The sequence below is a fragment of the Cronobacter dublinensis subsp. dublinensis LMG 23823 genome, from assembly GCF_001277235.1.
GTDB lineage: Bacteria > Pseudomonadota > Gammaproteobacteria > Enterobacterales > Enterobacteriaceae > Cronobacter > Cronobacter dublinensis.
Window position 1 is genome coordinate 1452583 of the sequence record NZ_CP012266.1, and the last position, 11695, is coordinate 1464277.

Genomic DNA, 11695 nt, shown 5'->3' on the forward strand with positions numbered 1-11695 from the left:
AGGTTGCTGCCTCTGGGGTTTGCCTGATTGAACAGTAACAAGCCTAAAGGGAATGCGCTAAACGATGAATAACGTTGTCGATATGCACCGTTAAATAGAGTTTTTCAGAATGCGTCATGGCGTGGCGATAATTTTTTTCCACAAAGTCACTAATGGCTTCCACGCATGCGACAGTATTTTTATACCGTTTCTGGACCATCGCGAATAATTCACTGTCGTCGTTTTCCAGCCGCTGGCCCTCTATTACCCGCTGGGCGAAAAACTTCACGTGGGTAATAAAGCGCTGGTAATTCAGCGACTGTTCATCCGGGCCGACGGCGAACCAGTACTTCACAATATTCTGGATCTGATAAATCAGCCGGGTGATATCGTTAATTTTGCCTTTCGGATCGTTAAGCCCGGCGTTGACGATATGCAGCGCGATGCTGCACGCCTCGCTGTCCGGCATCAGCACGCCGGTGCGCGCGGCAATCAGCGCCAGCGCCTGCCGCCCGATGGCGTATTCGTCCTGATAAAAATGACGCACTTCCCATTGCAACGGATTAGCGATCTCAAGGCCTTTCTGGCTACGCTCAATGGCGTAAAAAAGGTGATCGGCAAGCGTCACATAGATGCCTTCACTTAATTTCATGCCCGGCGTCTGGCGTGCCAGCGCCACAATATCGTCGGTGAGTTGCACTATTTCCACCGGTACTTCATCAAGCAGCACTTTAAATCGCGCGGAAACCGTGTCGTCATGCAGACGAAAGGTTTTCTCGACCTGGCTTATTGCCACCGCTTCACCGACGTGGGCATTAAAACCGAGCCCCCTGCCGGTGACGATGACTTCCTGGCCGCGTTCGTCGACGGCGCTGACGACATTATTATTAAGGATTTGCTTAATGATCATCGCCGACTCCTGAAAGCAAAAACGGGCAAAACATAAATACAGGCACCAGGGAATGTCCTGGTGCTGCATTCAGGTTTTGCCCGCCGAACGGTAACAAGCGCAATGCAATATCAAAAAACCTAACACCCGCCTGGTATTCGGTCAATGAAGCGGCGGTGATTTCATTCCTGCCTGACGACGATTTGTGATCTGCCTGGCGCTTTGCCGCGCGCTGCCCCGGCAAAAAAAGGTTCAGCTGCCCCCTGAAAAGTGCCACAATAGTGGCTGTTTATACAGTGTTTCAGGGCTTCCGATGGCATTAACCGCCGCGCAGAAATCGCAAATCGCCGTCTGGTATAAGGCGCTCCAGCAGCAGATACCGGACTTCATTCCCCGCGCCCCGCAGCGGCAGATGATTGCCGAGGTGGCGAAAACCCTCGGCGGCGATGACGGACGGCATCTGGCTATCGAGGCGCCGACCGGTGTCGGCAAAACGCTCTCTTATCTGATTCCCGGCATCGCCATCGCCCGCGAAGAGCAGAAAACCCTGGTGGTGAGCACCGCCAACGTGGCGCTGCAGGATCAGATCTTCAGTAAAGATTTGCCGCTGCTGCGCAAAATTATTCCTGAGCTGCGTTTTACCGCCGCCTTTGGCCGCGGGCGCTATGTTTGCCCGCGCAACCTCGCGGCGCTCTCGACCGACAGCGCCTCGCAGGGCGATTTGCTGGCGTTTCTTGATGACGAACTGACGCCCAACAGCAAAGAAGAGCAGCAGCGCTGCGCGAAACTCAAAGCGGATCTCGACAGCTACAAATGGGACGGCCTGCGCGACCATACCGACCAGGCGATTGACGATAAGCTCTGGGCGCGGCTCAGCACTGATAAAGCGAGCTGCCTTAACCGCAACTGCCACTACTACCGCGAATGCCCGTTCTTTGTGGCGCGCCGTGAGATTCAGGAGGCGGAAGTGGTGGTCGCCAACCATGCGCTGGTGATGGCGGCGCTGGAGAGCGAGTCGGTGCTGCCGGAGCCGAAACACCTGCTGCTGGTGCTGGATGAAGGCCATCACCTGCCGGATGTCGCGCGCGACGCGCTGGAGATGAGCGCCGATATCAGCGCCTCCTGGACGCGGTTGCAGCTCGATCTCTTCTGCAAGCTGGTCGCCACCTGCCTTGAGCAGTTCCGCCCGAAAACCGTGCCGCCGCTCGCCACACCGGAGCGGCTGAACAACCATTGCGAAGAGGTCTATGAGCTGATTGCCGCCATGAACCGCATCGTGGGGCTGCTGCTGCCGCCGGGCGAAGAGAGCGAGTTCCGCTTCCCGATGGGCGAATTGCCGCAGGAGGTGATGGAGATCTGCGAGCGGCTGGCGAAGCTGACCGAAAACCTGCGCGGGCTGGCGGAGCTCTTTTTAAACGATCTCAGCGAGAAAACCGGCAGTCACGATATTGTGCGTCTGCACCGCGCGCTGTTGCAGATGAACCGCGCGCTCGGCCACTTTGAAGCCCAGAGCAAGCTCTGGCGGCTGGCGTCGCTGGCGCACGCCTCCGGCGCGCCGGTGTCCAAATGGGTGACGCGCGAAACCCGCGAAGGGCAGCCGCATATTTACTTCCACTGCGTCGGGATCCGCGTGAGCGATCAGCTCGAAAAGCTTATCTGGCGCCAGGTGCCGCACGTCGTTGTGACCTCCGCCACGCTGCGCTCGCTTAACAGCTTCGCGCGCTTGCAGGAGATGAGCGGCCTGCGCGACAAAGCGGGCGACCGCTTCGTGGCGCTCGACTCGCCGTTTAACCATGTCGCGCAGGGGAAAATCGTCATTCCGCGCCTGAAGCACGAGCCGCTGATGGAACATGAAGAGGCGCACCTCGCCGAGATGGCGGCCTATTTCCGCGAGGAATATAAAAAAGGCGAGCATAAAGGGATGCTGGTGCTGTTCGCCAGCAACCGCGCGATGCAGACCTTTTTGTCTTTTGTGCCCGATCTGCGTCTCGGCCTGCTGGTGCAGGGCGATCAGCCGCGCTACCGGCTGGTGGAGTTGCACCGTAAAAAGGTGGAGCAGGGCGAAGCGAGCGTGCTGGTAGGGCTACAGTCGTTCGCCGAAGGGCTTGATCTCAAAGGCGAATTATTAAGTCAGGTGCATATCCATAAAATCGCGTTTCCGCCCGTAGACAGCCCGGTCGTCGTGACGGAAGGCGAGTGGCTGAAAAGCCTTAAGCGCTATCCGTTTGAAGTGCAAAGCCTGCCCGCGGCCTCGTTCAACCTTATCCAGCAGGTGGGGCGACTTATCCGCAGCCACAGCTGCTGGGGCGAGGTGGTGATTTACGACCGTCGCCTGCTGACCAAATCCTACGGCAAGCGGCTGCTGGACGCGCTGCCGGTGTTCGCGATTGAACAGCCCGAGGCGCCGGAAGTCAAAAGCCTGCCGCGCGCGGCGAAGAAAGCCGTCTCCCCCCGGAAATCCCCGGCGCGCCGCCGCGCTACTGGTAAGTAAACGTCACCTGAATAGCACTTTGAAATGTGCCAGCCACGAGTTTCTCACCCGTTGCCACATAACGTGCGGCGAGCGGAAACGGCGCGCTGTGATCATCGGGATTAACGGGCTTGATAAGGGTCGCGCCGGGCCTGAGCGTGGTGCTGTGATCGCCGGTACTGAGCTCCAGCGCCAGACCTGCGCCGGTACCGGTATTGGCGTAATAACGCGTGTCGGTCGGCGCGCTCGCGCCGGTGAATGTGGCGGTGACCGTGGTCGTCGTGGCCGGGCAGTTGATGACAGAGAGGCTGAAATTGATCCAGTCGCCCGTCTTACCCGCCTGCTGGAAGCTGCCTGCGGGGGCGTCGCCAAGCGCGATTTGGAGATTTTTCGACGCACTGTCTACTTCGCATCCCGCCCCGCGGATAGTGCCGGTGACCTGTAGCGTTACCTGGTCTGCCCGCACGCCAGCGGAGCCCATCGCGCAGAGCATACAAAGCAAAATGAAGGGTTTCATGGCCGCCACCTCAGTTATAGGAAATGCTGATGGTTGCCGCCGCGTTGGCCTTGCCAGGGACAACGATTTCTTCGGTCTGCATGTATTGCACGCTGACGGAAAAGGTATCTGACGCCCCCGGCGCAATGCTGCCCATCATGGTGTAATCATCGGTCGGCGCGATATTGTCATTGATCCTCATTTGCACACCCACCCCCAGCGCGGCGCCGTCTTCGTCCAGTAACCTGATAACGCCGGCGTTATTACGCAGGTTGCCATTTGCGCCCTGCACCAGCACATTGACGTAGGCGTAATCATCACATACCAGCGTGAAGTCTTGATGCTGTGGCGGTGTGGTCGAATACTGGCCGGAAAAGAGAGACGTAGAGATATCGCCCATGTTAAACGTCAGCGTCGTCGTGTTGAGAGAACAGGTGATGGAGCGGCTGTTAAAACTGCCGCGATAGTAAAGATACTGCCCACCCAGCGGCTCTGTGCCTTCAGCGGCGCTTTTAACCAGCACGCTGTAGCGCGTACTGTTGTTATCCAGCGTGCCGCTGCCCATGGTGGGTGCGATTTTAACCAGCGCCTGCGTCACTATCGCCTGGGCGATATTGGCATTCCCCACCGCTTTTATTGTCGCAAGCGGCATGCCGGATGAATCGCAATCGCTGCCCGTGCCTGTCACCCGCTGCCCCTGTTTATTGATAAGCGTCAGGCCAACGCCGGGAATGTTGGTTTGATAAACGCCCGGCATGCCAGGCACTTCGGTTTTTCCGCCGGTGTAACAGGCGATTACCATTGCGTTGTCGTATTCCCCGTAGCAGTTGATATCAATTGCAACGGGGTGTTCGGAGCCTGGGATCACCGCACCGGTTTCCAGATTGTCGCTCACGGCGACGCCGCTTGAGTAACTGGTGTGAGGTAAATCCGGCGTGCTGCAGTTGGCCTGCGCCGCAGGAATCACGCTCCACCCGCCCACGAGGGCGGCGAGAAGGCAGAATAAACGTAGCATTTTCATAGGGTCTCCTGAGTCTCGCCGTCACTGACAGCGGGCGGAAAGGGTTAAAATAGTGTCCGCAGGCGCAGTGGCTGGCAGGTGGAAGGCCGCGGTGCACTGCGTGGTGGCGAGCGCCCCCCAGCTGACGTTCAGCGTGCCCTGTGGCGAAAGGCCGGTCAGCCAGACCTCGCCGTCCTCGCCTACGATAAATTCCTCGTCTTCGCCCGCTTTTACGACGGTCGCGCCAAAGGGCACCGGTTTGCCATCAGGGCGTTTTAGCCGGATGAGCGCCCGTGCGCCCACCTCCGTTGCAAACGTTGCCCGCACCACCGCGCCGCGCGTTGGCGTGACGGTCTGCGACGCCTGGGTGATATCGGCATTGTCCGGCAGCGTTTCGGTATTAAGCCCAATCGTGTTGTGGCGATAAGGGCTGACGTAAGGCACAACCGTGTAGCCGCGCCCGTCGGTTTTTACGCCGGTCTGGTTATTGATACGCGTACCGCTCGCACCGGGGGCTTTCACCAGCGCTACGGTTTCGCCAAGCGGCTGGCTGAATGTCACACCATCCGCATGCATAACGACGCCGCCCTGAAGGCTATAGCTCGTCGTCTGCTGCCAGCGATCGCGCGAGTAGCTGCCGCCAAGCGAACCTTTTGCACCACGGTAGTTGACGTTCAGGCTGCGGCTGTCTGCGCCGCTCGCGTCTCTGCTTTGCTGAACGGACCAGTTGAGGTTGTTTTGCGCCAGTGCCGAACCGTTCAGGGCCAGCGTCTGGGTCACGCCGTCGCGGTTGTGATTGAGGCTGTAGCTCGCCCAGGTGTTGGGCAGCCAGCGCTCAAGCGGGATGGAAACGGTCAGCGCCAGGCTGCGTTCACGCGTGGTGCGCGCCTGCGAGCCGTGGTCAGTGTCACCCACGCTGTAATTCAGGCTGTACGTGATCCCCTGCCAGTTGTTGTTGTAACCGAGATTCAGCGAACGGCCCGGCGCACGACCCTCCCAGTAGCGCTCGCGTACAAGGCTCAGGTTCAGCGACCCGAAGTTATCGCCGATGTTCTGATTTACGCTTACCTCCTCGCGGCTACGGCGGTGGCTGACCGGCTGTGGCACGTCGTCACGCCGCCAGGCATCAAATGTGTCCTGCATCGAATAAAACCCGGCGCTGTTATAACGGTAACCAGCGACAGAAACCGACGTGCCGGTCGCCGTGAGCGTTTTGCCGTAGCGCACGCGCAAGGCGCGGCCGTCGCGAGACGCGCCATCAGGCAGGCGCGCCGCGGCTGATGTGACATCCAGCGACAGCGCGCCGACCTCACCCAGGTTTTTCCCGGCACCCACTGTCAGCGCGCGGTAGACCGGGCTGTATTGCACGCCACCGTAAAGCGTCAGTTCGTGCGCCAGGCCGTAAATAGCGCTGCCCTGTACAAACGGCGACGGTGTGACGGCGTCGTCATAGGAGCGGTATCTGCCGCCGGTCAGGCTGTATTTAAGGTGTCCCTGGCGTTGTAGTAATGGCACTGAGGTATAGGGCACCACAGTGTGTTGCTCGCTGCCGTCGGACTCTTTTATCGTGACGTCGAGATCGCCATTGCCTGCCGCATAGAGATCGGTCAGCGCAAAGGCACCGGGCGCCACGCTTACCTGGCTGATGATATAGCCGTGCTGGCGCACCACGACCTGCGCATTACTGTGGGCGATACCGCGCACGACGGGCGCGTAACCCTGCTGGCTGTCCGGCAGCATTTCTTCTTCAGACGCAAGCTGCGCACCGGTAAAAGGGATGCTGTCGAAAACGCCTGCGGGCGATGTGCTCTGACCAAGCATCAACTGGCTTTTAAGCGCGACCAGATCGCGCGAAAGGTAGCTGTAGACAGTGTTGAACTCCTGCGAGTCGCCCGTTACGTCATGCTCCCGGTTCAGCGTGGCGTAGTGGCGCAGCCGCCAGGGACCCACGTTGAGACCCGGGCGCAGGCTCAGGTAGTCGCTGCGCCGGTCATGACCGGCAGAGGAGACGGTGCGATCCTGCTGGCCGCTCAGGCTGTAGTTGAGTAAAAACGCCGTGATGCCCTCATCAAATTCTTCCGGCGCGACATAGCCGCGTGGGCGCTGGACGAGCGCCGTTTGCGGCAGTGTCAGCATTAACGCCTGATGATTAAGATCCAGCGTGGCCGCAGCGGAGGGGATCGCCTCAAGATTGACGCAGTCCCCGGTGTCGTTAAGCGCCGGGTAGGACTCGACCTTCACGCCAAGGCTCTTTAACCGCGCAAGGCTCAGGCATGGGCGAAGCGCAGGCGCGCCATCTTTGTCGGTCGCAGCGATAAAACGAATTTCCTGCGTCTCTTTTTTTTCATTATTAATATAAATATCGACTGAATATTTCCCGGGCGACAAACCCGGGCCTTTTTCATAAAACGATAAATCCGCTTTTTCCATACCGGGATTATCCACCTCCAGCAGCGCAGGGTTAAAATAATCCTCGGCCCACGCCTGCCCGCAAATTATTCCCGGCATTATGCAATGCAGGGCAATAATTAACGCGAGATAACGCGTGCGAAACCGGGGCTGCCGCCCCATGTTATTAGCAGACATAGTGGTTCCAGGAGGATAAAAATAATTTATCTGAAAAAGATGATGAAATTACAGATCCTGATGATGCGCCGCCCCTGTCGCGCCGTAGTCGTTAATCAGCTTCCAGTCGACTGATGAAGCGCCTGAACCGGCAGGCAGGTGAAAACGGGCGGTCTCGCCGGGAGCCACATAAGCGGCGCGGTCGATATTTTTCCCGCCGACGGTAATGCTCTGGAAATTCATATAAAACGGCGTCGGGTTCCTCACACTCAGCGTGTCGGCCTGTTTGCGCCAGACCAGTTTGTCGGTGGTCTCTTCCGGGGTTCCGGTAAGCGTGGCCGGGCGGTAAAGGAGCTTGATACGGGTTTTTACCGCGATTTGCAGCGTGTTGGCCTGCGTCTGACGAGAGGTTGACGGAATGGATTTCACGTTCAGCCAGAACAGTGATTCACGATCCTGCGCCAGCGTCCCGCTTAATTTAACGACCCGTAGCGTATTCGTTTGTTTTGCATCGAGACGAAACAGCGGCGGAGTTATCATAAAAGGTGCTTTACTGCCGTTTTCGGTTTCGACCCATGACTGCACCAAATAATTATTGTCATCGCCATTAGTAATTGTCAGCGCCGCCTCTTTTTTATCGCCAGGATAAATAAGACGAGTGCCGCCAATAACCACGCCCGCCTGTGCGGCGCTGGCTGCGAATAATAACGTGCTAATAAGTAGATATTTACGCATTGCTTTTTCCACGAAGGTGAAGTGAAAGGCGAAGATATTACCCGTGCAGCATGAGTAATATCTTCACGCCAGAGCATTTAGTTATAAACCACGGTAAAGGTGGAGACCGCATTCGCGAGGCCTGCGGTGACCGTCGCGGCGGTGGCGATATAACGCGCGCCAAAGGTCAGCTTATTGGTGGTCGCGCCAGAGGCCAGGGCATAGTCCGCCGAGGCGGTGTAGAGACTCAGCGGCTGTGACGAGGAATCCAGCAACTGAACGCCGATACCGGTGGCAGCACCCGTTTCCGCTTTCAGCGCCAGCACGTCGTTATTATTAGCATCCGCTGTGCCACCGAACGTAATCGAGGTAGAGGTGATGCTCTCCGGGCAGTTTTTCAGCTCAATATCAAAGGTGGTCGGAGCGGAGGTGGCGCCGACGGTACTGAAGCTGCTTTTCGATACCTTACCGAGCGTGACGGAAAGCGGGCTTGCGGCCGAGTTCACCACTTCGCAGGCGGAATCGAGGATCTCGCCGGTAAAGTTAATCTGACCCTCGCCGTTGCTGGCGGCAAACGCGCTGCCAGCGCAGCACGCCATGCCGGTGAGCAGCGTGCTCAACAGGACATTTTTCATCATAGATCCTTATAACAGAGTGAAAGTGAGGCCCGTGATGATTCCACGGGCTAATTAATTCACGTGAAATATGCTCTTGATGAATACGTCTATCCATTTATGAACACTTAAAGCTTTATTTAATGAAATAAAGGTATTTCCTGATAAACCGTGTTTTGTTCAGGCATTGAATAAGTTACGTCTGTGGATTTAAGGGCATCTCGGGTCAAGCGGGCCGGAAAAGTGAGAGGCGGGGACCCTATCATCACAAAAAACCATTTCTGATGAATATTCATCAGGGCTATAGTGAATGAAGGCTCACAGAGGAATTACGCATGGATTACCGCAACATTATCAAAGAGATTGGTCGGGGCAAAAATCACGCCCGCTCTCTGGACCGCGAAACGGCCAGGGCGCTCTATAACCAGATGCTGGACGGCAACGTGCCGGAGCTGGAGATGGGGGCGATTCTGATAGCGCTGCGAATCAAAGGCGAAAGCGAAGAGGAGCTGCGCGGTTTTTACGACGCGATGCAGCAGCACACCGTGCGTCTGACGCCGCCCGTCGCGAAACCGCTGCCGATTGTTATCCCCAGTTACAACGGCGCGCGCAAGCAGGCCAACCTGACACCGCTGCTGGCGCTGCTGCTAAGCCGCCTCGGCTTTCCGGTGCTGGTTCACGGCGTGAGCGACGATCCTACCCGCGTGCTGACCGAAACCATCTTCACGCTGATGGGCATTACGCCGACGCGGCTCGCGGGCCAGGCGCAGGCGAAGCTGGACGGGCGCGACCCGGTGTATGTTCCCGTCGGCGCGCTCTGTCCGCCGCTCGAAAACCAGCTGGCGATGCGCTGGCGGCTTGGGGTGCGCAATAGTGCCCATACGCTTGCCAAGCTGGCGACGCCGTTTGGCGAAGCCGAGGCGCTGCGGCTTTCCAGCGTCTCGCACCCGGAATATGTCACCCGGGTGGGGCAGTTTTTTATGGATATCGGCGGGCGCGGGTTGTTGATGCACGGTACAGAAGGCGAGGTGTACGCGAACCCGCAACGGTGTCCGCAAATCGCGCTGATTGAAGATCAGACGATGCGTATTCTGGTGGAGCGCCAGAGTGAGGCAGCGTCTGTGCCGATAGCACTGCCGGAGGCGAAGGATCCGGAAGTGACCGCCCGCTGGACTGAGCGCTGCCTCTCCGGGCTTGAACCGGTGCCGGAATCGCTGAAAACCCAGATGGCGTGCGTGCTGGTCGCAAGCGGCGAAGCAGCGGATATTCCGGCGGCGCTGGACCGCATTGCGCAGACGTTTTGACATAAAAAAGCCCGCAGCATCCGCCGCGGGCAAAAAGGGTAACAAAGGGTCAATTAAGGGTAATGAGGGTCGTGAGTGGCGCAGGGCAATCAGTTATAGATAACCGCGGTGCCGCTTGCCAGATCGCTGGTGCGTGCCGAGGTGATGCTGTATGCCTTCGCCCCTGCCGCGTCGGCTTTGGCCGCCAGGCTGTCGTTCAGCTCGTCAAGGGTACGTGCGCCCTGCACGGATACGACGCCGATTTTGTTCAGGCCCTGCGCCTGCGCCGGGCTGACCTGCTCTGCCGCACCGGCGGCAAAGGAGAAGGCGGAAAGAGTAAGGGCGGCTACAGCATATTTGATGGCTTTCATAGTGATTCTCTCGCAGTTTGTTCTGTTAAATACGGTTTGTTCCGTTGATGTGATGATTGTCACATTCAGCGGCAGAATATAAAACCGAAGAGAATTGACAGCCTTATTCTAAAAATTTGAATGTAATATAAGCGTTTGAATTTAAATGAGATAAAAGCTTCGGCCCACGCTTCTTTACAGGCCCTTACCGTCCCGTTTTTTAAGGGCACAAAACGACACATCGAAACGGTAAAAGCGTGTATGGGGGGAAGCGTGCTAGCGTAGCTGGCTGTCTTTGGAGCCGCGGCGGTTATAGAGAGAGTAACGCTGGCGGTGCTCATCCTCTTTCTGCTGGCAGTTCACGCACAGGCGCACGCCAGGAATCGCCTTGCGGCGCGCCTCGGGGATAGGCTCATCGCACATCTCGCAGAATTCCAGACTTTCGCCTGTCGGCAGGTCGCGTCGCGCCCGCGCCACGGCGTCTTCAACGGTGCTGTCAATCTGATCCTGAACCGCGCCGTCGTTTGCCCAACCTGAAGCCATAGGGACCTCCTGAATGGTTAAACACAGGGGTAATTATAGCAAAAAAGGGGGCGGCCTGCCGGGAGAGAGCCCGCCGTGGCGGGCATAATGAGACGTTAACGGGCGTCCGGGCGAATCAGATCAAAACGTTGCGATTCATCGATGCCGTAGTAGGCGCTTGGCCCGCCCGCGCGCAGGATGGGCTGCGCTTTCGCGGTCTGGTAGATGCCGTCTTCCAGCAGCGACTCGTCAATATGCACGGCCACCACTTCGCCTAACACCAGCCAGGTGTCAATCAGCGCGCCGCTGGCGGCCGTTAGCTGAATACATTGCGTGAGGCGGCACTCAAAGTTAACCGGGCTTTCGGCGACGCGCGGCGCGCTCACCACCCGCGATGGCGCGGCGGTCAGGCCCGCGCGCATAAACTCATCTTCGCCGTGGGGCAGGGAGGCGGAGGTTTCATTCATCGCCACCGCCAGACCGCGCGTGGCGAGGTTCCAGACGAATTCTTTGGTGTCGGCGATATTGCTCACGCTGTCTTTCCAGCCGTTGCTGGAAAAACCGATAATCGGCGGGCGATAGTTAAAGCAGTTAAAAAAGCTGTAGGGCGCGAGATTGCGGCGGCCTTCTGCGTCCTGCGAGGCTATCCAGCCGATAGGGCGCGGGCCGATGATGGCGTTCAGCGGATCGTGCGGCAAACCGTGGCCGCGAGCCGGTTCATAGTAGTAGTGCATGGCGGTCTCCCTGGGCAAAAAAACTATCATAGCCGTCGCGGTAAATTTTGCCGCGCTTATTTACCGTGGGCGGGTCAGC

Annotated in this window: 12 protein-coding genes; 2 read left to right on the forward strand and 10 right to left on the reverse strand. The window is 58.1% G+C overall.

Features of this window, described 5'->3' with window-relative positions; genetic code table 11:
* Positions 1–43 precede the first annotated feature (43 nt).
* On the reverse strand, positions 44–889 hold the full coding sequence (gene licT / locus AFK67_RS06670; protein ID WP_032967662.1) for a BglG family transcription antiterminator LicT: 846 nt from the start codon (positions 887–889) through the stop codon (positions 44–46).
* Positions 879–1145 carry a hypothetical protein gene (locus AFK67_RS22755; RefSeq protein ID WP_134792953.1) on the reverse strand — a complete coding sequence of 89 codons (267 nt, stop codon included), beginning with the start codon at positions 1143–1145 and terminating at the stop codon, positions 879–881. The genes licT and AFK67_RS22755 overlap by 11 nt, the downstream gene beginning before the upstream one ends.
* Before the next feature lie 36 nt (positions 1146–1181).
* Between AFK67_RS22755 and dinG the strand changes: the two genes are divergently transcribed.
* The gene (gene dinG, locus AFK67_RS06675; protein WP_007733068.1) at positions 1182–3359 is read left to right on the forward strand and encodes an ATP-dependent DNA helicase DinG; all 2178 of its coding nucleotides are present in this window, start codon (positions 1182–1184) and stop codon (positions 3357–3359) included.
* On the opposite strand, the gene AFK67_RS06680 is transcribed toward dinG, so the two are convergent.
* From AFK67_RS06680 to AFK67_RS06700, 5 genes are all read right to left on the reverse strand, one after another.
* Complete coding sequence (locus AFK67_RS06680) at positions 3346–3855, reverse strand: fimbrial protein (protein WP_007733071.1); 510 nt, start codon at positions 3853–3855, stop codon at positions 3346–3348. The genes dinG and AFK67_RS06680 overlap by 14 nt on opposite strands.
* 10 nt (positions 3856–3865) lie before the next feature.
* Positions 3866–4855 carry a fimbrial protein gene (locus AFK67_RS06685; protein ID WP_007733073.1) on the reverse strand — a complete coding sequence of 330 codons (990 nt, stop codon included), beginning with the start codon at positions 4853–4855 and terminating at the stop codon, positions 3866–3868.
* Between the two features lie 21 nt (positions 4856–4876).
* Positions 4877–7420, reverse strand: coding sequence for a fimbria/pilus outer membrane usher protein (locus AFK67_RS06690; protein WP_038883967.1), 2544 nt, complete (start codon positions 7418–7420; stop codon positions 4877–4879).
* Between the two features lie 48 nt (positions 7421–7468).
* Positions 7469–8134: a fimbrial biogenesis chaperone gene (locus AFK67_RS06695; RefSeq protein ID WP_007733077.1), complete on the reverse strand. Its 666-nt coding sequence runs from the start codon at positions 8132–8134 to the stop codon at positions 7469–7471.
* A 77-nt stretch (positions 8135–8211) separates the two neighbouring features.
* Entirely contained in the window at positions 8212–8748 is a 537-nt protein-coding gene (locus AFK67_RS06700) for a fimbrial protein (protein WP_007733079.1), read from the reverse strand.
* A gap of 314 nt (positions 8749–9062) precedes the next feature.
* On the opposite strand from AFK67_RS06700, the gene ybiB reads away from it, so the two are divergent.
* Positions 9063–10031: a DNA-binding protein YbiB gene (gene ybiB / locus AFK67_RS06705; RefSeq protein ID WP_007733082.1), complete on the forward strand. Its 969-nt coding sequence runs from the start codon at positions 9063–9065 to the stop codon at positions 10029–10031.
* Positions 10032–10120: 89 nt separating this feature from the next.
* Here ybiB and bhsA read toward each other — a convergent pair whose 3' ends face one another.
* The 3 genes from bhsA to AFK67_RS06720 form a co-directional block, all read right to left on the reverse strand.
* On the reverse strand, positions 10121–10381 hold the full coding sequence (gene bhsA / locus AFK67_RS06710; RefSeq protein WP_007733084.1) for a multiple stress resistance protein BhsA: 261 nt from the start codon (positions 10379–10381) through the stop codon (positions 10121–10123).
* A gap of 255 nt (positions 10382–10636) precedes the next feature.
* On the reverse strand, positions 10637–10903 hold the full coding sequence (locus AFK67_RS06715; RefSeq protein ID WP_007733087.1) for a DksA/TraR family C4-type zinc finger protein: 267 nt from the start codon (positions 10901–10903) through the stop codon (positions 10637–10639).
* Positions 10904–10998: 95 nt separating this feature from the next.
* Positions 10999–11616, reverse strand: a complete 618-nt coding sequence (locus tag AFK67_RS06720) for a flavin reductase family protein (protein ID WP_007733091.1) — start codon at positions 11614–11616, stop codon at positions 10999–11001.
* Between the last annotated feature and the right edge of the window lie 79 nt (positions 11617–11695).

Bases quoted from the DNA above. Each gene is read 5' to 3' on its own strand.
- AFK67_RS06720 (WP_007733091.1), bottom strand. From the start codon at position 11,616: ATGCACTACTACTATGAACCGGCTCGCGGCCACGGTTTGCCGCACGAT.
- AFK67_RS06715 (WP_007733087.1), bottom strand. From the start codon at position 10,903: ATGGCTTCAGGTTGGGCAAACGACGGCGCGGTTCAGGATCAGATTGAC.
- dinG (WP_007733068.1), top strand. From the start codon at position 1,182: ATGGCATTAACCGCCGCGCAGAAATCGCAAATCGCCGTCTGGTATAAG.
- bhsA (WP_007733084.1), bottom strand. From the start codon at position 10,381: ATGAAAGCCATCAAATATGCTGTAGCCGCCCTTACTCTTTCCGCCTTC.
- licT (WP_032967662.1), bottom strand. From the start codon at position 889: ATGATCATTAAGCAAATCCTTAATAATAATGTCGTCAGCGCCGTCGAC.
- AFK67_RS06680 (WP_007733071.1), bottom strand. From the start codon at position 3,855: ATGAAACCCTTCATTTTGCTTTGTATGCTCTGCGCGATGGGCTCCGCT.
- AFK67_RS06690 (WP_038883967.1), bottom strand. From the start codon at position 7,420: ATGTCTGCTAATAACATGGGGCGGCAGCCCCGGTTTCGCACGCGTTAT.
- AFK67_RS06700 (WP_007733079.1), bottom strand. From the start codon at position 8,748: ATGAAAAATGTCCTGTTGAGCACGCTGCTCACCGGCATGGCGTGCTGC.
- ybiB (WP_007733082.1), top strand. From the start codon at position 9,063: ATGGATTACCGCAACATTATCAAAGAGATTGGTCGGGGCAAAAATCAC.
- AFK67_RS06685 (WP_007733073.1), bottom strand. From the start codon at position 4,855: ATGAAAATGCTACGTTTATTCTGCCTTCTCGCCGCCCTCGTGGGCGGG.
- AFK67_RS06695 (WP_007733077.1), bottom strand. From the start codon at position 8,134: ATGCGTAAATATCTACTTATTAGCACGTTATTATTCGCAGCCAGCGCC.